Below are 25452 nucleotides of genomic sequence, written 5' to 3'. Positions count from 1 at the left end.
GGAAGAACGACCCGGGGCGCACGCGGGCGCCCCGGGAAGAGCGGCGTCAGGAGGCGAGGCTCCCGGCCCACGGATACGACTTCAGGTAGGGGTCGGGCTTGATCGGCTCGCCCGAGTTCCAGACCTCCTTGATCAGCCCGTCGGGCTGGATGATGCCGATGCGGGCCGTCTTGTACATGTGCTGCGTCTCGCCGTCGATGGTCACCAGGCCCTCGGGACGCTCCAGCGCGATCCCTCCGGAGGCCTTCTTGACCGCCTCGACCTCGACCGTGCCGGCCTTCTTGGCCGCCTCGGCCCACAGGTAGACCGCGTTGTAGCCGGCCTCCATCGGGTCGGAGGTGACCTTCGCGGCGCCGTACTTGGCCTTGAAGGCGGCGACGAACTTCGAGTTCGCCGCGTTCTCGGTGGTCTGGTAGTAGTTCCACGCCACCGGGTGACCCACGATGTTGTCGACGCCGATTCCGGTGACCTCCTCCTCGGCCACGGAAACCGAGAGGACGGGCATCGACTCGGCCGTCACGCCGGCGCTCTTCAATTGCTTGAAGAAGGCCACGTTGCTGTCGCCGTTCAACGTGTTGAAAACCGCGTCGGGCTTCGCCTGGACGACCTTGTTGGTCAAAGTCGAGTATTCGGTGTGGCCCAGCGGGGTGTATTCCTCGCCGAGGACCGTCATTCCGTTGGCGGCGGCGTAGGCCTTGATGATTTTGTTGGCCGTGCGCGGGAAGACGTAGTCGCTGCCGACCAGGAAGATCTTGGTCTTCCCCTGCTCCTTGAGGTAGTCGAGCCCGGGGATGATCTGCTGGTTGGTCGTCGCGCCGGTGTAGAAGATGTACGGGGACGACTCCAGGCCCTCGTACTGCACCGGATACCAGAGCAGCGCCTTGTGGCGTTCGAACACCGGGAGCATCGCCTTGCGTGAGGCGGAGGTCCAGCCGCCGAAGACCGTGGCGACTTTGTCCTGGCTGATCAGCTTGTTGGCCTTCTCGGCGAAGGTGGGCCAGTCGGAGGCGCCGTCCTCCACGACCGGTTCGAGCTTCTTGCCGAGCACGCCGCCCGCGGCGTTGATCTCCTCGATCGCGAGGAGCTCGGCGTCGCGGACCGTGACCTCGCTGATGGCCATCGTGCCGCTCAGCGAGTGCAGCAGGCCGACCTTGATGGTGTCGCCGCTCGCGGCGCCGCCACCGGCCGCGCTCTCGGTCGGTTCACCACCGCACGCCGCCAGAACCAGTACCAGCCCCGCGGCTGCAGTAGTGCGTAAGAATACGTTGCGCAATGACTTTCCTCCTTGCCGATACGGCCCCCGCACCGACCCATCTGCCGCAAAGGTGATCGAGTGCGATTTCCCGGGAAAATCGGGGAGGTTAATAGCCGATTACCGAAACATCACTCAATGAAGTAAGGCGCCGGGCCGCGCTATCATGGTTCGGCGCCCCCCGAAGTTCGGAAACGCCGCCGTCATCGCGCGGAAACGCCGTCGAAACCGATCTTTCTTAGGGTCCGGCCATGCGGCTCACCCCACACGAGCAGGAACGCCTGCTCATTCACGTCGCGGCCGGCGTCGCGCGCGACCGGATGGACCGTGGCCTGCGGCTCAACCATCCGGAGGCCACCGCCCTCATCGCTTCGTTCCTGCTCGAAGGGGCCCGTGACGGACAGTCCGTCGCCGAACTCATGGACGCCGGCCGCAAGGTCCTGCGCCGCCAGGACGTGATGGAGGGCGTGCCCGAAATGCTGGATTCGGTGCAGATCGAGGCGACCTTCCCCGACGGCACCAAACTCGTCACCGTCCACCACCCGATCTCATGACGGTTCCCGGAGAGATCGTCCCCGGCGCCACGCCCGTCCCGCTGAACCCGGGGCGTGAGCGGGTGACCGTGCGCGTGGTCAACACCGCGGACCGGCCCATCCAGGTGGGCTCCCACTACCATTTCGCCGCCGCCAACCCGGGGCTGGAGTTCGACCGCGAGACCGCGTGGGGGCACCGCCTCGACGTGCCCGCGGGCACCGCGATCAGGTTCGAGCCGGGCGTCGAGCGCGACGTCACGCTGGTGCCCATCGCCGGACACCGGGTCGTGCCGGGCCTGCGCTCCGAATGGGCCGGCCCTCTCGACGGGAGCCCGCATGCCTGAAATCACCAGAGCTCGCTACGCCGCCCTCTACGGCCCCACGGTCGGCGACCAGATCCGCCTGGCCGACACCGACCTGTTCATCGAGGTCACCGAGGACCTGGCCATGGGCCCGGCCGGGGCCGGCGACGAGGCGGTGTTCGGCGGCGGGAAGGTGATCCGCGAGTCGATGGGCCAAGCCCGCGCCACCCGCGCCGAGGGAGCCCCCGACCTGGTCATCACCGGGGCGGTCATCCTCGACCACTGGGGCGTCGTCAAGGCCGACATCGGCGTGCGCGACGGCCGGATCGTCGCCATCGGCAAGGCCGGCAACCCCGACACGATGGACGGGGTCCACCCCGACCTGGTGATCGGCCCCTCGACCGAGATCCTGGCCGGCAACGGCAAGATCGTCACGGCCGGGGCGGTCGACTCCCACGTCCACCTGATCTGCCCCCAGATCGTCGACGAGGCCCTGGCCAGCGGCGTCACCACCCTGGTCGGCGGCGGCACCGGCCCCGCCGAGGGCACCAAGGCGACCACCGTCACCGGCGCCTGGTACGTGGGCCGCATCCTGGAGGCGATGGACGGCATGCCCGTCAACGTCGCGCTGCTCGGCAAGGGCAACACCGTCAGCGAGGAAGCGCTGCTGGAGCAGCTGCGGGCCGGCGCGTCGGGCTTCAAGCTCCACGAGGACTGGGGCACCACCCCCGCCGCGATCGACGCGTGCCTGAAGGTCTGCGACGCGACCGGCGTGCAGGTCGCCATCCACACCGACACCCTCAACGAGGCCGGTTTCGTCGAGTCGACGCTGGCGGCCATCGCCGGGCGGAGCATCCACGCCTACCACACCGAGGGCGCCGGAGGCGGCCACGCCCCCGACATCATCAAGGTCGCGGGCGAGCGCAACATCCTGCCGTCGTCGACCAACCCGACGCGGCCCCACACGGTCAACACCCACCACGAGCACCTCGACATGCTCATGGTCTGCCACCACCTGAACCCGTCGATCCCGGAGGACCTGGCCTTCGCCGAGTCCCGCATCCGCCCGACGACGATGGCCGCCGAAGACGTCCTGCACGACCTCGGCGCCATCTCGATGATCGGCTCCGACTCCCAGGCCATGGGCCGCGTCGGCGAGACGATCATCCGGACCTGGCAGACCGCCCACGTCATGAAGAAGCGCCGCGGCGCCCTGGAGGGCGTGGCCGACAACCTCAGAGCCCGCCGGTACGTCGCCAAATACACCATCAACCCGGCGATCGCCCACGGCCTCGACGCCGAGGTCGGCTCCGTGGAGGTCGGCAAGCTGGCCGACCTGGTGCTGTGGAGCCCGGCGTTCTTCGGCGTCAAGCCCGACCTGGTCGTCAAGGGCGGCATGATCGCCTACGCCCAGATGGGCGACGCCAACGCGTCCATCCCGACCCCGCAGCCGGTCCTCCCGAGGCCGATGTTCGGCGCGTACGGCGCGGCGCCCTCCCAGACCTCGGTCCACTTCGTCGCCCCGCTGTCCCTCGAAGGCGACCTCGCCGACCGCCTGAGGGTCAACCGGAGGCTGGTGGGCGTGGCCGACGTCCGGTCCCGGGGCAAGGAGTCGATGCCCCTCAACGACGCCCTCCCGGACATCGAGGTCAACCCCGACACCTTCGCCGTGAAGGTGAACGGCGAACTGATCGAACCGGCCCCGGCCGAGGTCCTGCCCATGGCCCAGCGCTACTTCCTCTTCTAGGACGACGGCGATGGACGGAACGGCCCCCGGAGGACCCGCGTTGAACGGCGCGGAGTCCACGACGCCGCCGGCACCCGCGGCGTCCTCCGGGATGCCCGCCATGCACGGGCTGGCCGGTCTCCTGCTGCTCGCCGACTCGCGGCTGCCCGCGGGCGGCCACGCCCATTCGGGCGGCGCGGAGGAGGCCTGCCGCACCGGCGCGATCTCCGGCCCCGAGGACCTGGCGCGGTTCCTCCGGGGCCGGCTCGCGACGGCGGGCCGGGTGGCGGCGGCCCTGGCGTGGTCCGCCTGCGCGGCAGCCCATGCACCGAAATTTCCGGACATCGATCCGGACATCGAGTCACCGACCGACAGCGCCCCGACAGCCGATGCCGGAGCCGCCTGGCGGCTGCTCGACGCCGAGGCCGACGCCCGGATCGCCTCGCCCGCCCAGCGGCTGGCCAGCCGCACCCAGGGCCGCCTGCTGATCAGGACCGCCAGGCGCATCTGGCCTGCCCCGGTCCTGACCGGCCTGGCCAGAGCCCTCCCCGACGGCGCGCACCATCCGATCGCCCTGGGCGCCGCCGCCCACGCGGCGGGCTGCACGCCGGAACAGGCCGCCATGGCGGCCGCGTACACGTCCGTCACCGGCGCGGCCACGGCGGCGGTGCGGTTGCTGGGCCTCGACCCGGTGACCGTCCACCACGTCCTGGCCGGGCTCCCCTATGACTCGGTCATCGCCGAACAGCACGACTGGTCCGCGCTACCCGCGCACGCCGCCCCCGCTCTCGATCTGCTGGCCGAACAGCACCTACGTACGGAGGTAAGGCTCTTTGTCAGCTAACCACGATGACCACCACGACGCGCCCGACGGGCACGGCCGGGCGCTGCGCCTCGGGATCGGCGGCCCGGTCGGGAGCGGCAAGACCGCTCTCACCGCGGCGCTCTGCCGGAGCCTGGGCCCCTCGCTCCGCTTGGGTGTGGTGACGAACGACATCTACACGACCGAGGACGCCGACTTCCTGCGCAGGGCCGGCGTCATCGACCCCGACCGGATCATGGCCGTGCAGACGGGCTGCTGCCCGCACACCGCGATCCGCGACGACATCGCCGCCAACATCGACGCCGTCGAGACGCTGGAGGAACGCTTCGGCCCACTCGACCTGGTGATCGTCGAGTCGGGCGGCGACAACCTGACCGCGACGTTCAGCCGGGGCCTGGCGGACCGGCAGATCTTCGTCCTGGACGTCTCGGGCGGCGACAAGGTCCCCCGCAAGGGCGGCCCGGGGGTGACCTCCGCCGACCTGCTGGTGGTGAACAAGACCGACCTCGCCCCGATGGTCGGCGCCGACCTCACGGTCATGTCCCGCGACGCGGCGGCGGTCCGCGACGGCAAACCGGTGCTGTTCACCTCGATCCGCGAGGACCGGGGCGCCCACTCGGTCGCCGAATGGGTCGCCGGCGTCGTCGGCTCCTGGCAGCACGAACACGGCACGCCCCACTCGCACAGCTACCTGGCATGAAGAAGGCGCTGGTCCGGGCCCGTGCGGTGCTCCGCACGGGCCTGGACGACCGGGGCCTCACCCGGATCGAGACCATGCGCTCCGACCCGCCGCTGACCCTGCGCCAGACGGCCCCCGGCGAGATCCACCTGGTCAGCACCGGCGCGGGCCCCCTGGGCGGCGACCACTTCCGCCTGGACGTCGAGGTGGCCGAGGGAACCTCCCTGACCGTCCGCTCCATCGCCAGCACGCTGGTGCTCCCCGGCGCCGGCCGCTCCCTGATGGAGATCCACGTGTCCGTGGCCTCCGGCGCCGCCCTGGTCTTCTCCCCCGAACCGACGGTCCTGGCGGCGGGCTGCGACCACGCCATGACCACCACCGTCGACCTGGCCGACGACGCCGAGCTGTTCTGGCGCGAGGAGATCGTCTTCGGCCGCCACGGCGAGCAGCCGGGCCGCTGCCACTCCCGCTTCGACGCGACGGTCGGCGGCCGTCCCCTGCTCCGCCAGGAGTTCGTCGTCGGCGACCCCGCGATCGACGGCAGCCCGGCGGTGTTCGGCACGGCCCGCTGCGTCGGCAGCACCCTGATTGCGGCCCCCCGCAGCCACGGGACCTCCCCGGCCGAAACCGGGGTGGCCGAGCCCAAGAGCGAACCGAGAGAGGCCGAAGTGGCCGAGGGGGTCGCGGTGCTCCCTCTCGCCGGTCCCGGCACTCTCGTCTCCGCGCTCGCCGGGGACGCCGTCGAACTCCGTCGGCGGCTCTCGTGGGGCGAGGGCCGGGTTCTCCCCTAGGGTGGAGAGTGTGGCAACCGCACATCCCCCCACACCGGAGCGAAGCGGGACAAGCACCTTACTGGGCCTGACCATGGTCGTCGCGGGCCTCGCCCTCGCCGTCACCGGGGTCCTCCCCTGGGCCGGAATCAGCGCCACGTTCGGGGTCATCAACGCCGACCTGACCACCGTCCACGGCACCGAGGACTGGGCCGGATGGTGGGTGGTGGGGTCGGGCCTCGCCGCCGCCGGGCTCGGCGCGCTGGGTATCTCCCGCAGCCGGCTCATCACCGGCATGGCGATCCTGCCCGGCGCGATCGCGGCGTTCTCGCTGGCCATGTTCCTGACCAGGCCCCCCGGGTTCGACCGGCTCACGATGGCCATCCCCGGCCTCGTGCGGGTCGAACCCACGATCTTCTACGGCTGGTTCGCCGGGCTGGGCGCCTCGATGGTGGTCGCGGCGCTGGCCTGCCTGGCGCTGGCCGGTCGCCGCCGGCCGCCCGATCAGTCGTAGAAGCCGAGCCGCCGCAGCTGCTTCGGGTCGCGCTGCCACTCCTTGGCGACCGACACCCGCAGGTCGAGGAAGACCCGGCTGCCGAGCAGCGCCTCGATCTGGTGGCGGGCCCTGCTCCCCACGTCCTTCAGCCGGCTTCCCTTGGGACCGATGACGATGGCCTTCTGGGAGTCGCGCTCGACGAACATGTGGGCGTACACATCGAGGAGATCCTCGCGCCCCTCACGGGGGCCCATCTCGTCGACCACCACGGCGATCGAGTGGGGCAGCTCGTCGCGCACGCCTTCGAGAACGGCCTCGCGGATCAGCTCGGCCACCAGCACCTGCTCGGGCTCGTCGGTCAGCACGCCCCCGACGTAGAGGGGCGGCGACTCGGGCAGCCGGGCGGTCAGCAGGTCGGCCAGCACGTCGAGCTGCTCGTCGCCGACCGCCGACACCGGCACGATGTCGGCGAACTCGGCCAGCTCCGACACCGCGAGCAGCTGCTTGGCGATCTGCTCACGGGAGGCCAGGTCACACTTGGTCACCACGGCGACCACCGGCGTCTTCTTGACCGCGGCGAGCTTCTCGGCGATGAACCGGTCGCCCTTCCCGATCGGCTCGTTGGCCGGGACGCAGAACCCGAGCACGTCGACCTCGGTCAGCGTGGCCAGCACCAGGCTGTCGAGCCGCTCCCCCAGCAGGGTCCGGGGCCGGTGGAGACCGGGGGTGTCGACGATGACGAGCTGGGCGTCGGGCCGGTGGACGATGCCGCGGATCACCCGCCGGGTCGTCTGGGGCTTGGAGGAGGTGATGGCCACCTTGGTGCCGACCAGGGCGTTCATCAGGGTCGACTTGCCCACGTTGGGCCGCCCCACGAACGCGGCGAACCCCGCGCGGAACTCCGGCCCCTCAGACATAGCGGCCCTTCAGCGAACCGTCGCCGCCCGCGTGGAAGAGGATCGCGTTGCCCAGGTCGCCGACGACGGACAGGTCCTGCTCCGAGGGCTCCTCGGCGTCGTCGACCAGCGCGGCGGCCTCCAGGCCCTCGGCGCCGCTCGACACCGCCATCGCCACCGCGACCTGCACTGCGGTCAGCCGCAGCGAGGGCAGGTTCACGTCGGTGGCGACATAGGTCCGGCCGGTCTCGTCACGGACGGCGGCGCCTTCGGCGGTGCCGTTCCTGGCCCGGGCCGACCGGGCCAGGGTGAGGATCTTCTCGTCTTCTGGGTCAAGCGTCACAGGTCAAGGGTAGCGACCTTGCGGGACACCAATTCGGCCAGTTCCTCGGTGGTCCTGGCGTCGGGGCCGCTCATCCCGGCGTTCACCAGCCCGATCACCGCCGAGCCCTCCCGGGCCACGATCAGGTGCATCTCGTAGGGATAGCCGCCGACCCGGCCGACCAGGCGGCGGGCGATCCCGCCACCCGCCAGGACCTCCTCCGACACCGCTAGCGGGGCCACGGTGAGCCGGTTGACCTCCCCGGCGGTCTGGTCGCGGACGGTGGTGCACTTCCGGGACGCCTTGGCCAGCTCGTCCATCTGGGCGGCGGCCTGGCGGGAGCCGTACACGGCCAGGGAGACGGCGGCCGTCTGGCCGACGCCCTCGCCCAGGTAGGTCGCGGTGGCGGTGGCGGTGAGCCCCTTGCGGACCGGGTGGCCGGAGATCAGGTTGAACAGGCGGCGGCACTCCCGGACGACCGGTTTGAACGGTTCCTCCCAGCCGGACCGCGAGCGGGTGGCGAAACCGCGCGGGATCTCGGCGAGGTCGGCGAACAGCGCCTTGAGCTCGAGCGCCTGGGGAGTGGTGCGGGCGTCTCCCACGGATCCCGAGCCGCATCCGGCGACGGCGGCGGCGAGCAGACAGCAGGCGACCGTGAGTCTCGCCACGCGCATTCCAGGTCCCCCTCGTCGATCTCCCCCGGGCTTCATTCCCGGGCCGAAATCCGACAACCACCTGGCCGGAGACATCATTAGGGGGCTCTCGCCGGACGAGAGCCCCCTAATCGATGATCCCCCTCAGATCAGCCGGTGCACCGCGAACCCCTCCCGGTGCACCGATCGACCCCTTGTTCGGCGCTCCGAACCCCTCCCGAGCGCCTTGGGATGACAATGCACGAGATGACTTGCAAGCCGCTTAAAGAACGCTTGCGGAGAATCACGGTCTCGGATGCAAGACACACCCAAGCAGGTGAGAGCATCCTTGGCACGTGACATCCGCGCCCTCCAACGGCCGCCGCCTCCTCCAGGAGTACGTCGGCAACGCCCGGCTCATGTCCCTGTCCGCCGTCGACGGCGACGGGGCTCCGGTGCTCCTCCCCCTGCCCTTCCACGCGGCCTTCGCGCCCGATCGGCTCATGTTCATCGCCCACCGCGACCGCCCTCTGGTCGCCGGTCTGGCCACCCGGCCGAAAGTCGCCGGCTCGATCATCGCCGCCCCCGGCAGGGGCGTCACCTTCGCCGGGCTGAGCAGCCCCGCGGAGTCCCCCGACCCGGTCCGCCTGGCCCCCGGCGAGCGGCTCTACCGGATCGACGTCACCGAGTGGTTACTCTTCGACGAGCACGCGTACGAGTACCGCGTCCACCCCGTCAGGTCGATTCACGCCTGATACACGCCCGAGGCGGGACGGCCGCGGAGCCCGCATATCCTGCATCGGTCCTGTTCACGCGTCATGGGAGATCGATGTCGGTTTCGGTGCTCCTCGTCGAGGACGACGAGGTGATCCGCAGAAGCGTCGCCATGGCCCTGGAGCGCTACGGCTACCGGGTCGCCTCGGCGGCCGACGGCCTGACCGGCCTGGAGCTGTTCCACTCCGGCGGCCATGACCTGCTCCTGCTCGACGTGATGCTGCCGGGCCTCGACGGCATCGGGCTGTGCCGCCGGGTGCGCGAGTCCAGCGCGGTCCCGATCCTGATGATGTCGGCTCGCGGCGACGCCCTCGACGTGGTGTCGGGGCTGGAGGCCGGCGCGGACGACTACGTCGTCAAGCCCGCCGACACCTCCGTGCTGGTGGCCAGGATCCGGGCGCTGCTGCGCCGGGCCGCGCCCGCCCCCGGGGGCACCCCCCGGCTCGTCTTCGGCGACCTGACCGTCGATCCGGAGGCGCTGGAGGTGCACGTCGCGGGCGAGCAGGTCTCGCTGGCCCCCACCGAGCTGCGGCTCCTGCTGGAGTTCGCCGCCAACCCCGGCATCGTGCTGGACCGTCAGACGCTCCTGAGCAACGTGTGGGACTACGGCTGGGACGGCGACAGCCGGGTCGTCGACCTGTGCGTCCAGCGGCTGCGCAGGAAGGTCGGCGCCGAGCGGATCGAGACGGTCCGCGGGTTCGGCTACAAGTTGCGGCGCTGAGATGTCCCGCCGGAGATCCCTGCGCTGGCAGATCGCCGCCCTGGTGGCCGTCGCCTCCGGCGTGGTGGCGCTGGCCGTCGGCGTGCTGGTCCACCGGAGCACCTTCGAGCGCTCGCTGAGCCTCGGCCGGGACCGGGCCCTCACCGCCCTGCTGTCGGAGCAGGCCGACCCCGGCCCGCTCCCGCCCGCCCTGCGCGCCCAGATCACCGGTCCGCACACCTACGCCACCTGGTACGACGACCGCGACCCCGACGTCCCGTGGATGTGGGCGGCCAGCGGCACCAGGGCCGTCAAGATCGATATGGGCGGGGAGCTGCGCAACCTGCGCGCCCTCGACCGCCACATCGTGCTGGCGTCGCTGGGCGTCCTGGGCGTGGTGGTCCCGCTGGCGGCGCTGGCCGCCGAGCTGCCCAACCGCCGCCTGCGGCGGGTGGCCCGCACCGCCCGCCGCGTCGCCGAGGGTGACCTGGAGGCCCGCACGTCGGCCGGACCCGGCGGCGACGAGATCACCGCCATCGCCGCCGCCGTCGACACCATGGCCGCGGCCCTGCACGACCGCCTGCGCGCCGAGCAGCGCTTCACCGCCGACGTCGCCCACGAGCTGCGCACACCGCTGATGGGCCTGGTCACCTGCGCCGGGCTGCTGCCCGAGGGGGAGGTGACCGACCTGGTCCGCGATCGGGTCGGGGTCCTGCGCGTCCTGGTGGAGAACCTGCTGGAGATCTCCCGCCTGGACGCGGGGGCCGAGTCCGCCGACCGGGCGGAGGTGCCGCTGGGCCGGTTCGCCCGCGACTGCGTCCACCGGACGGGCCTGGCGGCCGAGGTGACCGTCCACGGCGACCCGGTCGCGGTGACCGACCCCCGGCGGCTCGACCGCATCCTCGCCAACCTGGTCGTCAACGCCCACCGCCACGGAAAGGCCCCGGTCGAGGTGAGCGTGGCGGGCGCGGCGATCACCGTCCGCGACCACGGGCCGGGCTTCCCCGCCTCGCTGCTGGCCGAGGGGCCGCAGCGGTTCCGGACCGGGGCGAGCGAGCGCGGCCACGGCCACGGCCTCGGGCTGACCATCGCCGCCGGGCAGGCCAGGGTCATCGGGGCCCGGCTCGACTTCGGTAACGACCCCGGGGGCGGCGCGGTCGCCACCGTGCGGCTGAACTGATACACGGCCGAGCGGCCGCCGACATGCGGCTCCCGCAGCGCCGACACCCGCGCCGACCAGCCTGGACGCATCCACTCGATGCCGACCAGGAAACGGAAGTCCGCCCATGTACCGGTGGCTGGCGCCCCTGCTGCTCCTCCTCACGACCGCCTGCGGGCCCGGCGCCGTCGGCGCCGCGGACGGGTTCGTGGCCGACGGAGCGCACATCTCCCCGTTCGACACCGAACTCCCGGCGGTGGCCAACCTGGACCCGGCCCTCCTGCGGGCCGTCCAGGATGCCGCCCAGGACGCCGCCGACGACGGCGTCACGATGTTCCTGACCACCGCCTGGCGCAGCGAGCGCTACCAGCGGCAGCTGTACGAGCAGGCGATCAGCAGGTACGGCGGCGAGCGGGAGGCCGCCCGCTACGTCAGCACCCCCGACGACTCCCACCACGTCACGGGCCACGCCGTCGACGTCGGCCCGACCGACGCCGACGACTGGCTCAACCGGCACGGCGCCGCATACGGCCTCTGCCAGACGTACGCGAACGAGATGTGGCACTTCGAACTGGCCACCGCACCGGGCGGCACCTGCCCCCCGATGCGGCCGGACGCGAGCGCCTGAGCGGCGGCGGGGGCTAGTGGCGCGCCACCGCGTCGTCGTCGACCCGGCGGACCACCACGGTGCTGATCCGGTTCCGGCGGCCCGCCAGTTCGTCGGCGGTCAGCCGCAGCCCGGCCACCGTCGCCTCCGAGCCCGCGATCGGGACCCGGCCGAGGGCGTGGGCGAGCAGGCCGCCCACCGTGTCGACGTCCTCCGACTCGATCTCGGTGCCGAACAGCTCCTCGAGCTCCCACACGGCCAGCCGCGCGGTGACCCGGACGGCGTCGTCGTCGAGGTGTTCGACGCGGGGGGCCTCCTGGTCGTATTCGTCGGCGATCTCCCCGACGATCTCCTCGATCACGTCCTCGATCGTGACGAGGCCGGCGGTGCCGCCGTATTCGTCGATCACGATGGCGAGGTGGATCTGCCGGGCCTGCATCTCGCGCAGCAGGTCGTCGATGGGCTTGCTCTCCGGCACGTAGGTCGCCGGGCGCATCAGCTCCTCGACCGCGCCCTCGCCGTCGCCGGTCTCCTGGATGCGGCGGACGATGTCCTTCAGGTAGGCGATGCCGATGACGTCGTCCTCGTTCTCGCCGGTCACCGGGACGCGGGAGAAGCCGCTGCGCAGCGCCAGCGACAGCGCCTGCTCCAGCGACTTGTGGCGCTCGATGAAGACCATGTCGGTCCGCGGCACCATGACCTCGCGCACCAGCGTGTCACCCAGCTCGAACACCGAGTGGATCATCTCCCGCTCGTCGGGCTCGATCACCCGCCGCTCCTCGGCCAGGTCGACCAGGTCGCGCAGCTCGGCCTCGGAGGTGAACGGCCCCTCGCGGAACCCCTTGCCGGGGGTGACGGCGTTGCCGAGCAGGATCAGCAGCGTCGGCAGCGGCCCGAGGATCCGGGTCAGCCCGTAGACGACGGGCGCGCCGGCCAGCGCGATGTGCTCGGCGTGCTGCCTGCCGAGGGTGCGCGGGGACACGCCGACGATGACGTAGGCGATGACGATCATGGACACGGCCGCCGCCGTGTAGGCCTGGCCCGTGTCGCCCAGCCAGTCGATGAACAGCAGCGTCGCGATCACCGTCGCGCCGAGCTCGCAGCTCATCCGCAGGAGCAGCAGCAGGTTCAGGTAGCGAGGGGGGTCGGCCACGATGGCCTGGAGACGGTTCGCGCCGCGGCGTCCGTCCTTGACGAACTCCTCGGCGCGCACGCGGGAGATTCGGGTGAGCGCGGTCTCCGCGCTCGCCAGCAGGCCGCCGCCGATGATGAGGGCGACGGCCGAGATCAACCAGCCGTTACTCATGGTCCTAAGGGGCCGACTTGCGCCACGACTCAAGCAGCTCGCCCTGGAGGCCGAACATCTCGGCGTGCTCCTCGGGCTCGGCGTGGTCGTAACCCAACAGATGGAGGATGCCGTGGGTGCACAGCAGGTCGAGCTCGTCTTGCGTGGAGTGGCCCGCCTCGATGGCCTGCTTGGCCGCCACCGTCGGGCACAGCACGACGTCGCCCAGCAGCGCGGGATCGGGCGCGGCGTCGTCGTTGCGGCCCTGGCCGGGCCGGAGTTCGTCCATCGGGAAGGCGAGCACGTCGGTGGGGCCCGGCTCGCCCATCCACTGTTCGTGGAGGGCGGTCATCGCGGCCTCGTCGACGACCAGGATGGACAGCTCCGCGAGGGAGTTGATGCCCATCTGGCCGAGGACGTGGCCGGCGAGGGCGACGAGACGGTTCTCGTCGACCTCGGTGCCGGACTCGTTGTTGACCTCGATCGTCATCGCCGCCCCCTGGGCCGGTTGCCGTTGCCGCGCGGGTCGGAGGCGACGGCCGCGTCGTAGCGCCCGTAGGCGTCGACGATCTGGCCCACCAGCTTGTGGCGGACGACGTCGGCGCTGGTCAGGCGACTGAAGTGGATGTCGTCGATGCCGTCGAGGATCCCCTGGACCACCTTGAGGCCGCTCTCGGTGCCGCCCGGCAGGTCGACCTGGGTGACGTCACCGGTGACCACGATCTTGGAGTTGAACCCCAGACGGGTCAGGAACATCTTCATCTGCTCCGGCGAGGTGTTCTGGGCCTCGTCGAGGATGATGAAGGCGTCGTTGAGCGTGCGGCCGCGCATGTAGGCCAGCGGGGCGACCTCGATCGTGCCCGCCGCCATCAGGCGCGGGATCGAGTCGGGGTCGATCATGTCGTGGAGGGCGTCGTAGAGCGGCCGCAGATAAGGGTCGATCTTCTCGTAGAGCGTGCCGGGCAGGAAGCCCAGGCGCTCTCCGGCCTCCACGGCCGGACGGGTCAGGATGATGCGGTTGACCCGCTTCTCCTGCAGGGCCTTCACGGCCTTGGCCATCGCCAGATAGGTCTTGCCGGTGCCCGCGGGGCCGATGCCGAAGACGACGGTGTGCTTGTCGATCATGTCGACGTAGTTCTTCTGGTTGACCGTCTTCGGGCGGATCGTGCGCCCGCGCGAGGAGATGATGTCGAGCGAGAGCACCTCGGCCGGGCGGCCGTCGCTCTTGCGCAGCATGGAGATGCTGCGCTCGACCGCGTCGGGGGTGAGCTGCGCCCCGGCCCGGGCGAGTTCGACCAGTTCCTCGAACAGCCGGACGACCACACCGCTCTCGTCGGGCGAGCCGGTGATGGTGATCTCGTTGCCCCGCACGTGGATGTCGGCCCGGAAGCTCTTCTCGATGACCCGGAGGAGCTCGTCACGCGAGCCCAGGATGCTGATCATCGCGTGCTCGTCGGGGATCACGACCTTGGCGTGGGTCTTCTGTGTTTCGCGCGTCTCGGACATGGGCGGCCTCGTCGGGCCTGCTCGCCTCCCTATTTCCGCTGTCAATGGTAGCCGTCCGCTACCCCATCTGGAGCGTGAGCGGCGCCCCGCCCAGCACGTGGAGGTGGGCGTGGAAGACGCTCTGCCCCGAGTCGGGCCCGGTGTTCAGGACGAGCCGGTAGCCCGATTCGGCGATGCCCTCGGCGACGGCGACCGCCTTGGCGGCGTTGATCACGTCGTTGGCCAGCCCAGCCTCCGCCAACTCACCCGCGTCGCGCACATGGTTTTTCGGTACGACCAGAACATGCGTGGGGGCATGGGGGCTGATGTCGCGGAAGGCGAGGGTGGTGTCCGTCTCGTGAACGACCGTCGCGGGTATCTCACCGGCCACGATTGCGCAGAACAAGCACTCATTCTTCACGGGGGAAGCCTAGCGTTGCCAATCGGTAATCCCCGGATTGTCCCGGGCAAAGATCTGCCCGGATAGGGTTTATGTGCGACACTGCACCGTCAACCAATCCCCTGTGTCGGGCGAGGACACAACTGGGTCATGCCCCCTAATGATTCGGAAGAGCGTAAACCCTCCGGCAAGGACGAGCGTCCTACTGATGTGACCACCGAGACCCTCGTGGCCGACAGGTCGCTGGGCACGGTGCCCGTCGGGTGGGATGCCGACGTGGCCGTTACGGCGCTTTACAGCGCCCACTATCGGTCACTGGTGCGTCTCGCGGTGCTGCTGGTCCGCGATGTGGCCAGCGCCGAGGAAGTCGTTCAAGACGCGTTCGTCGCCATTCACGGCGCCTGGCGCAGGCTGCGCGACCCCGACAAGGCACTTGCCTACTTGCGACAGTCGGTCGTCAACCGTTCGCGCTCCGTGCTCCGCCACCGGGCCGTCGTGGAGAAGTACGCCCCCAAGGGCCTCCCCGACGCCCCCAGCGCCGAGAACGGCGCCATCGGCGAGCTTGAGCGCAGCGCGGTGATCGAGGCGCTCCGCGCCCTGCCCCAGCGGCAGCGCGAGGCGCTGGTCCTGCGCTACTACGGCGACCTTTCCGAGGCCGAGATCGCCCACGCCATGGGCATCTCCAAAGGCGCGGTGAAAAGTCACACCGCCAGAGGCATGGCCTCACTACGTCAAGTGCTGGAGAAGTTCTCATGACCATCCCCCCCGACGAGCACGGCGACCTCCTCCGCCGTGTGATGCGCGCGGAGGCGGACTCGGTCGTGCCGTCTCCCGACGGACTGGAGATAATCCGCCACCGCATCGAGAACCGCGGCCTCCGCGGTCTGCTGTGGTGGCGCATAGGTGCGTCCGTGGCCGCCGCCGCCCTGGTGGCCGGAATCGTCGTGGTGTCCATCCCCGAGATACGGGAGAACGTGGGCATCACCGAGGTGAAGAACGGAACCGAGCAGACCCCGGCGGGTGAGCTCCCCAGTTCCGACTCGACCTTCCAGCCGCCGCCCACTCAGTCGGAGCCCGGCGGCATCCAGATCACCACCCAAGACCCGACCAAGCCGCAGGACACGCCGGCCCCCGCGGGGTCGGTCGCCCCGTCGCAGCCGGCCGCCGTCCCGTCGGCGGAGCCGTCGTCGAACCCGTGCGTGACCAACGAGCCGACCCCCGACCCGGGAGACGCCGCGGCGAAGTGCCCCACGCAGGAGACCAACCCGACCGCGGGCACCGGCCCCAAGCCGAAACCGAGCGTCACCAAGACCCCGGCCAAGCCCTCCCCGACGCCCACGGCCGAAGCCCCCTCCCCCGCCCCCACGGGCTGCGGCGACTCGTGCGAGACCCCGACGGCCGCCCCGACCCCCGCGGAGACCCCGTCGACGACGGTGGACGTCTCGTCCCCCACGTCCTAATTTTTGGAAAACGGGCCCATTCGGAACGTGCCAAGCACTCCGAAGGGCCCGTTTTTCTTTTCCCGTACGCCCAGAGCCGCTCTCCCGACGCCCGGAATAGCGGGCAGCAGACGGGCGCGCGCCAGGTCTGACGTGGGAATTCGCGACACCACAGAGTGTCCCGAAATATCAGCAGAAGCGATTGATTAACAGTTCAAAGTGACCAGCGCCTGAACAGAGAATGTCTACCGCTTAACGAGAACACAGGCGGGCGCATCCCTACAGGAACACCTCAACCGACATTCCCGAAAATAGGCGGGACATCAGGACACACACCCGTCGGCGGGACGCCGTCGTGGTTCACCAGCGGCCCGTGCGGGACATCAGGACCGCCGCTGCCGCCACGCCCGCTGTCGAGGTGCGCAGGACCGTCGGGCCGAGGAGGGCCGTAATCGCGCCCGCGGCGCGGAAGCGGGTGATCTCCTCGTCGGAGACGCCTCCCTCCGGGCCCACCACCACGACGATGTCGCCCTTCTCGGGCAGGTCCAGCCGCGACAGCGGCTCGGCGGCCTCCTCGTGGAGGACGACGGCCAGGGCGGCGGACTCCAGCAGGGCCGCCACCTGGTTCGTGGAGGCCTGCTCCAGTATCTCCGGCAGGTGGAAGCGCCGGGCCTGCTTGCCCGCCTCGCGGGCCGTGGAGCGCCACCGGGCCAGGGACTTGGCCGCCCGGTCGCCCTTCCACTGGGTGATCGAGCGCGCCGCCGACCAGGGCACGACCGCGTCGACGCCCGCTTCGGTCATCATCTCGACCGCCAGCTCACCCCGGTCGCCCTTGGGCAGGCCCTGGACGACCACCAGGCGCGGCGAGGGGGGCGCGATCTCGTACGCGCGCAGGACCGTCAGGTCGAGGTGGTCCTTGCCGGCGGAGGTGACCGTGCACTCGGCCACCTTCCCGGCCCCGTCGGTCACGTCGACGCGTTCGCCGGCGGTGATGCGGCGGACGGCCGCCGCGTGGCGGCCCTCGGGCCCGCCCAGGGTCAGGTGCGGGCCCGGGGTGACCTCACCCAGGAAGACGGGGACGGTCATCGGCCGTTGAAGGCGTCCTTGAGGCGGGAGAAGAAGCCCTGCTGCCCGGGGGCGAACTTGCCGGGCGGGCGCTCCTCACCGCGCAGCTGGGACAGCTTGCGGAGCAGCTCCTCCTGCTCGACGTCGAGCTTCATCGGGGTCTCGACGCTCACGTGGATCAGCAGGTCGCCCCGGCCGGTCTCGTTGAGGCGCTGGACGCCCCGCGCGTAGAGCGGGATGACCTGGCCCGACTGGGTTCCGGGGCGGACGTCGATCTGCTCGGCGCCGTCGAGGGTCTCCATGGTCAGCGACGTGCCCAGGGCGGCCGCCGTCATGGGGATCTGGACGGTGCAGTGGAGGTCGTCGCCACGGCGTTCGAACGTCGGGTGGGGGCGCTCGACGATCTCCAGGAACAGGTCGCCGGGCGGGCCGCCGCCGGGGCCGACCTCGCCCTCGCCGGCGAGCTGGATGTGGGTGCCGTCCTCCACGCCCGCCGGGATGCGGACCTTGATGGTCCGGCGGGTGCGGACCCGGCCGTCGCCGGAGCACTCCTGGCAGGGGTGGCGGATGACGCTGCCGAAGCCGCCGCACTGGGGGCACGGCCGCGAGGTCATGACCTGGCCCAGGAACGAGCGGGTCACCTGGGAGACCTCGCCCCGGCCGTGGCACATGTCGCACGTGTCGGGGTGGGTGCCGGCCGCCGCGCCGGAGCCCTGGCAGACCTCGCAGAGGATCGCGGTGTCGACCACGAGCTCGCGGGTGGTGCCGAAGCCCGACTCGGCCAGGTCGAGCTCGACCCGGATCGTCGCGTTACGCCCTCGCCGCGCCCGCGACCGGGGGCCGCGCGCGGCGGAGGCGGTGCCGAAGAAGGCGTCCATGATGTCGCTGAACGGGAAGCCCGCGCCGAAGCCCCCCGCGCCGCCGCCCGCGCCGCCGAAGGGGTCGCCGCCCATGTCGTGCATCTGCCGCTTCTGCGGGTCGGAGAGCACCTCGTAGGCCGCGTTGATCTCCTTGAAGCGCTCCTGCGTCGCCGGGTCGGGGTTGACGTCGGGATGCAGCTCACGGGCGAGCCGGCGATAGGCCTTCTTGATCTCGTCCTGGCTCGCTTCGCGGCGTACGCCGAGGGTGGCGTAGTAGTCCTTGGCCACTTATGACCCCGCCAGGATCTGGCCGACATAGCGCGCCACCGCGCGCACCGCACCCATCGTCACCGGATAATCCATTCGCGTCGGGCCCAGCACTCCGAGCCGGGCCAGTTCCTTGTCTCCCGACCCGTATCCGGCGGCCACGATCGAGGTGCCGCGCAGACCGGTGTAGGGGTTCTCCGAGCCGATCCGGACGGTCAGCTCGGACAGGTCGTCGGTCTCGCCGAGGAGGCGCATCAGGACGACCTGCTCCTCCAGGGCCTCCAGCACGTCGCGCAGGCCGATGGTGAAATCGGCGGCGGCGAGGTTGGCGGCCCCGGCGAACACGATCTTCTCTTCGTGCCGTTCGACCAGGGTCTCCAGGATCACAGAGAGGATCGTGGCGGCCACCGGCCGGTCTTCGGGGGACAGACGTTCGGGCAGGGCGGCCACGGTCTCGGGGACCTTGGCCAGCCCGCATCCGTCGAGCGCCGCGTTGAGCACGGCGCGCAGATGGGACACCCGGTCGTCGGCGATCACTTCGGGAAGGTCGACCACCCGCTGCTCGACGCGGCCGGTGTTGGTGATCAGGACCAGCATCACCCGCGTCTCGGCCAGCGGCACGATCTCCACGTGGCGGACGGTCGAGCGGGTCAGCGAAGGATACTGGACGACCGCGACGTGCCTGGTCAGCTGCGCGAGCAGCCGGACGGTCCGGGTCACGATCTCGTCGAGGTCGAGAGTGCCGGCCAGGAACGTCTCGATGGCCCGCCGCTCGGCCCCCGACAGGGGCTTGACCTGGGACAGCCGGTCGACGAACAGCCGGTAGCCCTTGTCGGTCGGGACCCGCCCGGCGCTCGTGTGAGGCTGGTGGATGTAGCCGCCGTCTTCGAGGGCGGCCATGTCGTTGCGGATCGTGGCCGGTGAGACCCCGAGGTTGTGCCGATCGGCCAGCGCCTTGGAACCCACGGGCTCGTTGGTGGAGACGTAGTCTTCGACGATCGCCCGCAGCACCGCCAGCTTCCGGTCGTCAAGCACGGTCTCACCTCCCTGGCACTCTGTGTTCCCGAGTGCCAAGTGTACGGCCACCGCCCCCAGGGTGCGATAACACAGCCCTGGCCGGGAGGAACAAGCCGACTGCAAATCCGCCGCAAGTCAGCTATCCCACAATGTCCCCTATGACCGCTCCCTATGGCCAGAGCTATGGCCAGCAGCCCCACCCTTACTACGGCGCCCCCCAGTCTCCCTACGGCGCTCCGCCGCCCCAGGGGCCGGTGCGTCCCAGGGTCCTCTGGATCGTTCTGTCCTGGGTGTTCTTCGTCGTCACGCTCGTGATCGGCGGCGTGATCTTCGCCGGCGGCGTCGGCTCGACCATCGCCAACATCGGGGAGATCGCCCCCAAGACGACCTTCACCGGCGGCGAGACCGTCAAGGTGAACCTCGACCCGGCCGACAGCCCCGCCATCTGGGCCGCCGCGGGCCAGCCGACCGACGTGTCGTGCCAGGTCACCGGTGCCGACCCGAGCCAGAAGATCACCCTGGAGAAGGCGGCCGGCAACCAGACCCTCACCTACGACGGCACCAACTGGGAGATGCTCTTCACGGTCGGCGTCCCGGCCTCCGGTCAGTACCAGGTCGCCTGTGACGGCGACGGGGTCACGTTCGGCGTCGGCAAGCAGCTGCTGTCGGCCGCGGGCGAGGTGGCGGGCGGCCTGGTGGGCGGTCTGGCCGCGCTCATCCTCGTGCCCGGCTTCGGTTTCATGGTGGCCCTGCTCGTCACGATCGTGGTGCTGGTGCGGCGCGGCCGGGCCCGCCGCCGGATGGCGGGGATGTACTAACGTTCCCGGCATGTACGAGCGGGACGTGCTCTCCGGAGACTGGCGGCGCCCCAAGAAGGGGACGATCCCCCAGATCCCAGCCGAGCTCGACCTCGTGGTCGAGTGGGCCGACGACGGGTTCTGCGGGGCGGTGGTGGCCTGCGACAAGGAGGCCGTCACCCTGGAGGACCGGTTCGGCCGCAGGCGGCTGTTCCCGATGGAACCCGCCGCCTTCCTCCTGGAGGGCAAGCCCGTCACGCTGGTACGCCCCCAGCCGAGACCCCAGGGCCCGAGGCGCAGCGCCTCGGGTTCCATCGCGGTCGAGGGCCTCAAGGCCCAGGTGGCCAAGCAGAGCCGCATTTACGTCGAGGGCGTCCACGACGCCGCGCTCGTGGAGAAGATCTGGGGCCACGACCTCCGGGTGGAGGGCGTGGTCGTCGAATATCTCGAAGGGGTCGACCACCTGCCGGAGATCGTCGCCGAGTTCGGGCCGGAGCCCGGCCGGCGGCTCGGCGTGCTGGTCGACCACCTGGTGCCCGGCTCCAAGGAGAGCCGGATCGCCGAGCGGGTGACGGGCCCCCACGTGCTGGTGGCGGGCCACCCGTTCGTGGACGTCTGGCAGGCCGTCAAGCCCTCGGTGCTGGGCATCGGGGCGTGGCCGGACGTGCCGCGCGGGGTCCCGTGGAAAGAGGGCGTGATCGCGGCGCTCGGCTGGCGGATGGAGCCCGCCGACGCGTGGCGGCACATCCTCGGCCGGGTGAACAGCTACGCCGACCTGGAGCCCGAGCTGCTCGGGCGGGTCGAGGAGCTCATCGACTTCGTCACGTCAGGTCCCTGACCACGGCGTCGGCCAGCAGCCGTCCCTGGAGGGTGAGCACGGCCCGGCCCTTCTTGAACGCCTCGACGTCGAGCAGGCCGGTGGCCAGCGCCTTGGCCGCCGCCGGTCTGACCTCCCTGGCCAGGTCGTCGAGCGGGAAGCCGTCGCGCAGCCGGAGTTCGAGCATGACCCGTTCGAGGGCGCGCTCCTCCGGCGAGGTCCGTTCACGGGCGTGGGCGGGTGAGTGGCCCTCCGCGAGGCGGGCGGCGTAGGCCGACGGGTGTTTGACGTTCCACCAGCGCACGCCGCCGACGTGGCTGTGCGCCCCCGGCCCCGCGCCCCACCAGTCGGCGCCCGACCAGTAGAGCAGGTTGTGGCGGCAGCGGGCCTTCTCGCTCGTGGCCCAGTTGGACACCTCGTACCAGGAGAAACCGGCCTTCTCCAGGAGTTCGTCGGCGATCAGGTAGCGGTCGGCGGCCACGTCGTCGTCGGGCATCGGCAGCGCGCCCCGTTTGATCTGGCCGGCCAGGCGGGTTCCGGTCTCGACGATCAGCGAGTAGGCCGACACGTGGTCGGGGCCGGTCGCGAGGGCCGCCTCCAGGGAGGCCCGCCAGTCGTCGTCGGTCTCGCCCGGGGTGCCGTAGATCAGGTCGAGGTTGACGTGGCGGAACCCCGCCTCCTTCGCCTCGTGCACGGCCTGGGCCGCGCGCCCCGGCGTGTGCTTGCGCTCCAGCACCCGCAGCACGTGGTCGCTGGCGCTCTGCATGCCGAAGGAGATGCGGTTGAGCCCGCCCTCGCGCAGGACCGCCAGCTCGCGGGGGCCGACCGACTCGGGGTTGGCCTCGGTGGTGACCTCGGCGTCGCGGACGATGCCGAACTCCTCGTGGAGGGCCCGGAGGATGCGTACAAGATCTTCGGGAGGCAGCAGCGTCGGGGTGCCGCCGCCGAAGAACACCGTCGAGACCGGCAGTTCGACGTCGCCCAGCACCCGCCGGGCCAGCCGGATCTCCTCGATCACGGTTCCCGCGTAAGCGCTTTGCGAGGCTCCGGACCCTAGCTCCGACGCGGTGTAGGTGTTGAAGTCGCAGTAGCCGCAGCGGGACGCGCAGAAGGGGACGTGCACATAGAAACCGAACGGACGGGCACCCAGCGTGTCGGACGCGGCGGCCGGAAGTTCACCGGACGTGGGGACGGTCTCACCGTCGGGCAGCACGGAGGGCATCCGCCCAGTCTGCCCGATGCCGGGAGGTTCATTGACGGGGTCACCGGGCCCGCTTTATGATCCCGGCAAACTTACAGGAAACTTTCCTATAAGAAGTGCCTCCTAGCAGCGGAGACAAGAGTGCCGAGACTACGCACCCCCCTTCTGTTAGCGCTGGTGGCCGGTCTGGTCGCCACCGCCGCGCCCGTTCCGGCCCAGGCCTCCACCGGCAGCTCGGGCTACAAGCGCGTCGCCTACTTCATCCAGTGGGGCATCTACGGCCGCAACTACCACGTCAAGGACATGGTGACGAGCGGCGCCGCGGGCAAGATCACCCACGTCAACTACGCCTTCGGCTTCGTCAACCAGCAGAGCGAGTGCTACTCGGCCGACCCGTGGGCCGACTGGCAGCGCCCGGTCCCGGCCGAGCAGAGCGTCGACGGCGTGGCCGACGACGGCACCGGCCCCATCGCGGGCAACCTCAACCAGCTCAAGAAGCTGAAGGCCAAGTACCCGAGCCTCAAGGTCCTGATCTCGCTCGGCGGCTGGACCGGCTCCAAGTGGTTCTCCGACGCCGTGCTCACCCCTGAGGCCCGCACCAAGCTCGCCGCCTCGTGCATCGACCTGTGGCTGAAGGGCAACCTGCCCGGCGCCGCCCCCGGCGCGGGCGCGGGCGTCTTCGACGGCATCGACCTCGACTGGGAGTGGCCCGGTTCGTCCGGCGAGGTCGGCAACGTCATCCGTCCCGAGGACAAGCAGAACTTCACCCTGTTCCTGGCCGAGCTGCGCAGCCAGATGAACGCCTACAACAACAAGCACGAGCTCACCGCCTTCCTGCCCGCCGCCGCCGCGAAGATCGACGCCGGCTTCGAGGTCAAGAAGGTCTTCTCCTACCTCGACTTCGCCACCGTCCAGGGCTACGACCTGCACGGCTCCTGGGAGAACGTGACCGGCCACAACGGCAACCTGTTCAACGACCGCAAGGACCCGAACCCGGTCAAGTTCAGCGTCGACCAGACCGTCCGCGACTACATCGCGCGCGGCGCCCCCAAGAAGAAGATCGTCGTCGGCGTGCCCGCCTACGGCCAGGGCTGGACCGGCGTGACCGCCGGCGGCAACGGCCTCTGGAAGCCCGCGACCGGCCCCGCCCCCGGCAAGTGGGCCGCCGGTTCCGAGGACTACAAGGACCTGGTGAACAAGCCCGGCAAGCGCCACCGCGACCTGCTGACCGGCGCGCTGTGGCTGTACGACGGCAACGAGTTCTGGTCCTACGACGACCCGATCTCGCTGGTCGAGAAGGCCGCCTACATCAGGCTGAAGGGCCTCGGCGGCTCGATGATGTGGTCGATCGACCAGGACGACAGCAAGGCGTCCCTGACCAACGCGCTCTACAAGGTCCTGCGCTGACCCGATGAGCTGACCCGATGAGACGAGGGCCGGAGCGCACTGGGTCGCGCTCCGGCCCTTTCTCATGCCCCCGGTACGCGGAACTCCACGACCGACATGGCGCCCGAGGCGTGGGTGGCGACGTGATCGAGACCGGCCTTTCGACCGAGGGCGGCGAGTTCGGTGACGCCGCGCTCCTTGCCGGTCATGTAGACCAGAATCCGGAGGTTCATCCCGGTGCCGACCCGGTCTCCGGTGACCTTCTCCACGACGAAGACCCTCCCGCCGGGGCCCGCCGCCTCGGCGACCTTCTCCAGGATGGCGACGGCGTGGGGGTCGTCCCAGTCGTGGACGATCGCGGTCAGCAGGTAGCCGCCCGCCTTCGGCGGGACCGCGTCGAAGAAGGAGCCGGCGACGGCCGAGGCGCGGTCGCCGAACCGCTCCAGGCGGCGGGCCGCCGTGGCGGCCGTGGCGGGCTGGTCGAAGACCTGGCCGGTCAGCGTGGGGAAACGGTCGAGCAGGAACTCCAGCAGGGTGCCGTCTCCCCCGCCGACGTCGACGACATGACCCAGCGAACCCCAATCGAAGGCCGCCGCGACGTCGGGGGCGTCGGCCGAGATGTCGAGGCCCATCTGGCGGTCGTAGTCGCCGGCCTGGACGCGGGCGTCGTCCCAGAACTGCGCGCCGTAGAGCCGCGGGTAGGCGGCCTCTCCGGTCTTCACGCTGTGCGGGAGGTGGATGAAGGCCAGGTCACCCCGGCCGATCATGGACGCCGGGTCGGCGAAGGCCCGGAAGCCGTCGGGGTGGTCGTCGCGGAGCGGATCGCCGAGGGCGGTCAGGCCGTAGCGGTCGCCGGATCTCTCCAGGACACCGATGTGGACGAGATGGGCGAGCAGCCGCGTGAGGGCGTCCTCGTCGGTGGCGGTGAGTCCGGCCAGCTCAGGGGCGGTGCGCGGAGCCTCGGCCAGGAGGTCGGCGAGGCGGAGGTGAGCGGCCGTTCTGACGGCCATGGGGGTGATCAGGTCGGCGAGTTGCCAGATTCCGGACATGGGTCGGCCTCTCTTCGGCGCGGGGGCGAAGGAGGGACGCTACTGGGCCTGAACCCGCAGCGCGATCGAATTCAGAGCTGGACAGGCAGGAGATCGAAGGCGTCGACATGGCAGGGTCGCACCACAGTGAAGTGTCGGCGGTCCAAGGTCGCGACGGTGGAGATGTTCAACCTTTCGGCGACGGCGATCACTGATGCGTCGACCACACCCAACGGGAAGCTGGCGTATCTGCTCATCAGGGCACTCATCCGACGCACATCGTCGTCGACCAACTGGACCATGGTGAACGCATCGAGTAAGGAGTCGACGAACTGGGTCTCCGCCTTGCTCCCGAGTTGTTTATCGACGAGCTGGCACACCTCAACGATCACGGTCGCCGGGACCAGCAGGGGGCCTGGATAGCGTTCCAGGAGGTCGGCGCAGACTTCGTGGTACCGATCCTCGCGGTTATACGCCGCGACCAACGGTCCTGTGTCCACGACAACACGTCCGGCAGCAGAGACAGTCACAAAGGGTGATTGTCCCCTGACCGAAGGATGTCTTCCGACCGTTCGGCGAAATCGGGCCCAGCTTCCATCGTCCCAATCCACGGCAAGTGCCGCACTTTGGGCGAATCGGCGAACTGGTCGCGGACAAGCCGGAGCACTGGCGCGACCTTCTCCTCGGGGAGCTGGTCCACAAGATCGCGAAGTTCGTCCCGCATGACGCTCATA

The 25452-nt window shown here is 70.6% G+C and carries 31 protein-coding genes; 16 read left to right on the top strand and 15 right to left on the bottom strand.

The features are described from left to right. Window positions 1-46: 46 nt before the first annotated feature. Window positions 47-1273, bottom strand: a complete 1227-nt coding sequence (gene urtA / locus AW270_RS13410; protein ID WP_061294502.1) for an urea ABC transporter substrate-binding protein — start codon at window positions 1271-1273, stop codon at window positions 47-49. Between the two features lie 230 nt (window positions 1274-1503). Here urtA and AW270_RS13405 point away from each other — a divergent pair, with 230 nt between their 5' ends. The 7 genes from AW270_RS13405 to AW270_RS13375 all read left to right on the top strand — a co-directional run bounded on the left by AW270_RS13405 (window position 1504) and on the right by AW270_RS13375 (window position 6599). After that, window positions 1504-1806 carry an urease subunit gamma gene (locus AW270_RS13405; RefSeq protein WP_061294500.1) on the top strand — a complete coding sequence of 101 codons (303 nt, stop codon included), beginning with the start codon at window positions 1504-1506 and terminating at the stop codon, window positions 1804-1806. After that, window positions 1803-2129, top strand: coding sequence for an urease subunit beta (locus AW270_RS13400; protein ID WP_061294498.1), 327 nt, complete (start codon window positions 1803-1805; stop codon window positions 2127-2129). The genes AW270_RS13405 and AW270_RS13400 overlap by 4 nt, the downstream gene beginning before the upstream one ends. Then, window positions 2122-3834: an urease subunit alpha gene (locus AW270_RS13395; RefSeq protein ID WP_061294496.1), complete on the top strand. Its 1713-nt coding sequence runs from the start codon at window positions 2122-2124 to the stop codon at window positions 3832-3834. Before AW270_RS13400 ends, AW270_RS13395 begins: the two co-directional genes overlap by 8 nt. 10 nt (window positions 3835-3844) lie before the next feature. After that, window positions 3845-4657, top strand: a complete 813-nt coding sequence (locus tag AW270_RS13390) for an urease accessory protein UreF (RefSeq protein WP_245674697.1) — start codon at window positions 3845-3847, stop codon at window positions 4655-4657. Then, window positions 4647-5336 (top strand): urease accessory protein UreG, encoded by a 690-nt coding sequence (gene ureG, locus AW270_RS13385; protein ID WP_061294492.1) that lies wholly within the window; start codon window positions 4647-4649, stop codon window positions 5334-5336. The genes AW270_RS13390 and ureG overlap by 11 nt, the downstream gene beginning before the upstream one ends. Then, on the top strand, window positions 5333-6106 hold the full coding sequence (locus AW270_RS13380; RefSeq protein ID WP_061294490.1) for an urease accessory protein UreD: 774 nt from the start codon (window positions 5333-5335) through the stop codon (window positions 6104-6106). The genes ureG and AW270_RS13380 overlap by 4 nt, the downstream gene beginning before the upstream one ends. A 73-nt stretch (window positions 6107-6179) precedes the next feature. Beyond that, the gene (locus AW270_RS13375) at window positions 6180-6599 is read left to right on the top strand and encodes a hypothetical protein (RefSeq protein WP_061294488.1); all 420 of its coding nucleotides are present in this window, start codon (window positions 6180-6182) and stop codon (window positions 6597-6599) included. Here the strand turns inward: AW270_RS13375 and era are convergent. The 3 genes from era to AW270_RS13360 are packed head-to-tail and all read right to left on the bottom strand — an operon-like array spanning window position 6590 to window position 8467. After that, the gene (era, locus tag AW270_RS13370) at window positions 6590-7498 is read right to left on the bottom strand and encodes a GTPase Era (RefSeq protein ID WP_061294486.1); all 909 of its coding nucleotides are present in this window, start codon (window positions 7496-7498) and stop codon (window positions 6590-6592) included. The two genes, AW270_RS13375 and era, sit on opposite strands and share 10 nt — an antisense overlap. After that, the gene (locus tag AW270_RS13365; RefSeq protein ID WP_061294484.1) at window positions 7491-7820 is read right to left on the bottom strand and encodes a cytidine deaminase-like protein; all 330 of its coding nucleotides are present in this window, start codon (window positions 7818-7820) and stop codon (window positions 7491-7493) included. Before AW270_RS13365 ends, era begins: the two co-directional genes overlap by 8 nt. Next, window positions 7817-8467, bottom strand: a complete 651-nt coding sequence (locus AW270_RS13360) for a hypothetical protein (RefSeq protein ID WP_157521925.1) — start codon at window positions 8465-8467, stop codon at window positions 7817-7819. The genes AW270_RS13365 and AW270_RS13360 overlap by 4 nt, the downstream gene beginning before the upstream one ends. Before the next feature lie 320 nt (window positions 8468-8787). Between AW270_RS13360 and AW270_RS13355 the strand changes: the two genes are divergently transcribed. From AW270_RS13355 to AW270_RS13340, 4 genes are all read left to right on the top strand, one after another. Beyond that, a complete protein-coding gene (locus AW270_RS13355; RefSeq protein WP_061294481.1) occupies window positions 8788-9186 on the top strand; it encodes a pyridoxamine 5'-phosphate oxidase family protein in 399 nt (132 codons plus the stop codon). Between the two features lie 74 nt (window positions 9187-9260). Next, window positions 9261-9926 (top strand): two-component system response regulator CseB, encoded by a 666-nt coding sequence (gene cseB, locus AW270_RS13350; RefSeq protein ID WP_061294479.1) that lies wholly within the window; start codon window positions 9261-9263, stop codon window positions 9924-9926. Between the two features lies 1 nt (window position 9927). Continuing rightward, window positions 9928-11085, top strand: coding sequence for a sensor histidine kinase (locus AW270_RS13345; RefSeq protein ID WP_061294477.1), 1158 nt, complete (start codon window positions 9928-9930; stop codon window positions 11083-11085). A 106-nt stretch (window positions 11086-11191) separates the two neighbouring features. Further along, entirely contained in the window at window positions 11192-11692 is a 501-nt protein-coding gene (locus tag AW270_RS13340) for a M15 family metallopeptidase (protein WP_061294475.1), read from the top strand. A gap of 13 nt (window positions 11693-11705) precedes the next feature. Here AW270_RS13340 and AW270_RS13335 read toward each other — a convergent pair whose 3' ends face one another. The 4 genes from AW270_RS13335 to AW270_RS13320 are packed head-to-tail and all read right to left on the bottom strand — an operon-like array spanning window position 11706 to window position 14862. Then, complete coding sequence (locus AW270_RS13335; protein WP_061294472.1) at window positions 11706-12977, bottom strand: hemolysin family protein; 1272 nt, start codon at window positions 12975-12977, stop codon at window positions 11706-11708. Between the two features lie 4 nt (window positions 12978-12981). Beyond that, a complete protein-coding gene (gene ybeY, locus AW270_RS13330; RefSeq protein ID WP_061294470.1) occupies window positions 12982-13446 on the bottom strand; it encodes an rRNA maturation RNase YbeY in 465 nt (154 codons plus the stop codon). Next, the gene (locus AW270_RS13325) at window positions 13443-14462 is read right to left on the bottom strand and encodes a PhoH family protein (protein ID WP_061294468.1); all 1020 of its coding nucleotides are present in this window, start codon (window positions 14460-14462) and stop codon (window positions 13443-13445) included. The genes ybeY and AW270_RS13325 overlap by 4 nt, the downstream gene beginning before the upstream one ends. Window positions 14463-14520: 58 nt before the next feature. Then, window positions 14521-14862, bottom strand: a complete 342-nt coding sequence (locus tag AW270_RS13320; RefSeq protein WP_061294466.1) for a histidine triad nucleotide-binding protein — start codon at window positions 14860-14862, stop codon at window positions 14521-14523. 129 nt (window positions 14863-14991) lie between these two features. Between AW270_RS13320 and AW270_RS13315 the strand changes: the two genes are divergently transcribed. Together AW270_RS13315 and AW270_RS13310 are read left to right on the top strand one after the other, a co-directional pair. Beyond that, complete coding sequence (locus AW270_RS13315; protein ID WP_245674696.1) at window positions 14992-15597, top strand: SigE family RNA polymerase sigma factor; 606 nt, start codon at window positions 14992-14994, stop codon at window positions 15595-15597. After that, window positions 15594-16301: a hypothetical protein gene (locus AW270_RS13310; RefSeq protein WP_061294462.1), complete on the top strand. Its 708-nt coding sequence runs from the start codon at window positions 15594-15596 to the stop codon at window positions 16299-16301. The genes AW270_RS13315 and AW270_RS13310 overlap by 4 nt, the downstream gene beginning before the upstream one ends. A 339-nt stretch (window positions 16302-16640) precedes the next feature. Here the strand turns inward: AW270_RS13310 and AW270_RS13305 are convergent, their stop codons facing one another. The 3 genes from AW270_RS13305 to hrcA are packed head-to-tail and all read right to left on the bottom strand — an operon-like array spanning window position 16641 to window position 19507. Beyond that, window positions 16641-17366 carry a 16S rRNA (uracil(1498)-N(3))-methyltransferase gene (locus AW270_RS13305; protein WP_061294460.1) on the bottom strand — a complete coding sequence of 242 codons (726 nt, stop codon included), beginning with the start codon at window positions 17364-17366 and terminating at the stop codon, window positions 16641-16643. Then, entirely contained in the window at window positions 17363-18493 is a 1131-nt protein-coding gene (gene dnaJ, locus AW270_RS13300; RefSeq protein WP_061294458.1) for a molecular chaperone DnaJ, read from the bottom strand. The genes AW270_RS13305 and dnaJ overlap by 4 nt, the downstream gene beginning before the upstream one ends. Then, entirely contained in the window at window positions 18494-19507 is a 1014-nt protein-coding gene (gene hrcA / locus AW270_RS13295) for a heat-inducible transcriptional repressor HrcA (RefSeq protein WP_061294456.1), read from the bottom strand. A gap of 140 nt (window positions 19508-19647) precedes the next feature. On the opposite strand from hrcA, the gene AW270_RS13290 reads away from it, so the two are divergent. Both AW270_RS13290 and AW270_RS13285 read left to right on the top strand, forming a co-directional pair. Next, window positions 19648-20307 carry a hypothetical protein gene (locus AW270_RS13290; RefSeq protein ID WP_082801525.1) on the top strand — a complete coding sequence of 220 codons (660 nt, stop codon included), beginning with the start codon at window positions 19648-19650 and terminating at the stop codon, window positions 20305-20307. A 10-nt stretch (window positions 20308-20317) separates the two neighbouring features. Then, entirely contained in the window at window positions 20318-21124 is an 807-nt protein-coding gene (locus tag AW270_RS13285; RefSeq protein ID WP_174549866.1) for a DUF3097 domain-containing protein, read from the top strand. Here the strand turns inward: AW270_RS13285 and hemW are convergent. Further along, window positions 21108-22325 carry a radical SAM family heme chaperone HemW gene (gene hemW, locus AW270_RS13280; RefSeq protein ID WP_061294453.1) on the bottom strand — a complete coding sequence of 406 codons (1218 nt, stop codon included), beginning with the start codon at window positions 22323-22325 and terminating at the stop codon, window positions 21108-21110. The two genes, AW270_RS13285 and hemW, sit on opposite strands and share 17 nt — an antisense overlap. 120 nt (window positions 22326-22445) lie before the next feature. On the opposite strand from hemW, the gene AW270_RS13275 reads away from it, so the two are divergent. Then, on the top strand, window positions 22446-23711 hold the full coding sequence (locus AW270_RS13275) for a glycoside hydrolase family 18 protein (RefSeq protein ID WP_061294451.1): 1266 nt from the start codon (window positions 22446-22448) through the stop codon (window positions 23709-23711). A 62-nt stretch (window positions 23712-23773) separates the two neighbouring features. Here the strand turns inward: AW270_RS13275 and AW270_RS13270 are convergent, their stop codons facing one another. The 3 genes from AW270_RS13270 to AW270_RS13260 form a co-directional block, all read right to left on the bottom strand. Further along, complete coding sequence (locus AW270_RS13270; RefSeq protein WP_061294449.1) at window positions 23774-24739, bottom strand: methyltransferase; 966 nt, start codon at window positions 24737-24739, stop codon at window positions 23774-23776. A gap of 71 nt (window positions 24740-24810) precedes the next feature. Continuing rightward, window positions 24811-25248 carry a type II toxin-antitoxin system VapC family toxin gene (locus AW270_RS13265; RefSeq protein ID WP_061294447.1) on the bottom strand — a complete coding sequence of 146 codons (438 nt, stop codon included), beginning with the start codon at window positions 25246-25248 and terminating at the stop codon, window positions 24811-24813. Further along, complete coding sequence (locus AW270_RS13260; protein WP_061294445.1) at window positions 25245-25451, bottom strand: hypothetical protein; 207 nt, start codon at window positions 25449-25451, stop codon at window positions 25245-25247. The genes AW270_RS13265 and AW270_RS13260 overlap by 4 nt, the downstream gene beginning before the upstream one ends. Window position 25452: the final 1 nt, after the last annotated feature.

Origin of the sequence: Herbidospora cretacea (assembly GCF_001570605.1) — a bacterium.
GTDB classification, from domain to species: domain Bacteria; phylum Actinomycetota; class Actinomycetes; order Streptosporangiales; family Streptosporangiaceae; genus Herbidospora; species Herbidospora cretacea.
This window is presented reverse-complemented; position numbering and strand designations above follow the sequence as displayed.

What these genes read in the sequence shown, in the direction of transcription:
- AW270_RS13325 (WP_061294468.1), bottom strand. Translation starts at nt 14,462, where the DNA reads ATGTCCGAGACGCGCGAAACACAGAAGACCCACGCCAAGGTCGTGATC.
- AW270_RS13305 (WP_061294460.1), bottom strand. Translation starts at nt 17,366, where the DNA reads ATGACCGTCCCCGTCTTCCTGGGTGAGGTCACCCCGGGCCCGCACCTG.
- era (WP_061294486.1), bottom strand. Translation starts at nt 7,498, where the DNA reads ATGTCTGAGGGGCCGGAGTTCCGCGCGGGGTTCGCCGCGTTCGTGGGG.
- AW270_RS13290 (WP_082801525.1), top strand. Translation starts at nt 19,648, where the DNA reads ATGACCGCTCCCTATGGCCAGAGCTATGGCCAGCAGCCCCACCCTTAC.
- AW270_RS13340 (WP_061294475.1), top strand. Translation starts at nt 11,192, where the DNA reads ATGTACCGGTGGCTGGCGCCCCTGCTGCTCCTCCTCACGACCGCCTGC.
- AW270_RS13315 (WP_245674696.1), top strand. Translation starts at nt 14,992, where the DNA reads ATGCCCCCTAATGATTCGGAAGAGCGTAAACCCTCCGGCAAGGACGAG.
- AW270_RS13390 (WP_245674697.1), top strand. Translation starts at nt 3,845, where the DNA reads ATGGACGGAACGGCCCCCGGAGGACCCGCGTTGAACGGCGCGGAGTCC.
- AW270_RS13345 (WP_061294477.1), top strand. Translation starts at nt 9,928, where the DNA reads ATGTCCCGCCGGAGATCCCTGCGCTGGCAGATCGCCGCCCTGGTGGCC.
- AW270_RS13375 (WP_061294488.1), top strand. Translation starts at nt 6,180, where the DNA reads ATGGTCGTCGCGGGCCTCGCCCTCGCCGTCACCGGGGTCCTCCCCTGG.
- AW270_RS13260 (WP_061294445.1), bottom strand. Translation starts at nt 25,451, where the DNA reads ATGAGCGTCATGCGGGACGAACTTCGCGATCTTGTGGACCAGCTCCCC.
- ybeY (WP_061294470.1), bottom strand. Translation starts at nt 13,446, where the DNA reads ATGACGATCGAGGTCAACAACGAGTCCGGCACCGAGGTCGACGAGAAC.
- hemW (WP_061294453.1), bottom strand. Translation starts at nt 22,325, where the DNA reads ATGCCCTCCGTGCTGCCCGACGGTGAGACCGTCCCCACGTCCGGTGAA.
- AW270_RS13380 (WP_061294490.1), top strand. Translation starts at nt 5,333, where the DNA reads ATGAAGAAGGCGCTGGTCCGGGCCCGTGCGGTGCTCCGCACGGGCCTG.
- AW270_RS13285 (WP_174549866.1), top strand. Translation starts at nt 20,318, where the DNA reads ATGTACGAGCGGGACGTGCTCTCCGGAGACTGGCGGCGCCCCAAGAAG.
- AW270_RS13395 (WP_061294496.1), top strand. Translation starts at nt 2,122, where the DNA reads ATGCCTGAAATCACCAGAGCTCGCTACGCCGCCCTCTACGGCCCCACG.
- AW270_RS13270 (WP_061294449.1), bottom strand. Translation starts at nt 24,739, where the DNA reads ATGTCCGGAATCTGGCAACTCGCCGACCTGATCACCCCCATGGCCGTC.
- cseB (WP_061294479.1), top strand. Translation starts at nt 9,261, where the DNA reads ATGTCGGTTTCGGTGCTCCTCGTCGAGGACGACGAGGTGATCCGCAGA.
- AW270_RS13310 (WP_061294462.1), top strand. Translation starts at nt 15,594, where the DNA reads ATGACCATCCCCCCCGACGAGCACGGCGACCTCCTCCGCCGTGTGATG.
- AW270_RS13400 (WP_061294498.1), top strand. Translation starts at nt 1,803, where the DNA reads ATGACGGTTCCCGGAGAGATCGTCCCCGGCGCCACGCCCGTCCCGCTG.
- AW270_RS13335 (WP_061294472.1), bottom strand. Translation starts at nt 12,977, where the DNA reads ATGAGTAACGGCTGGTTGATCTCGGCCGTCGCCCTCATCATCGGCGGC.
- AW270_RS13405 (WP_061294500.1), top strand. Translation starts at nt 1,504, where the DNA reads ATGCGGCTCACCCCACACGAGCAGGAACGCCTGCTCATTCACGTCGCG.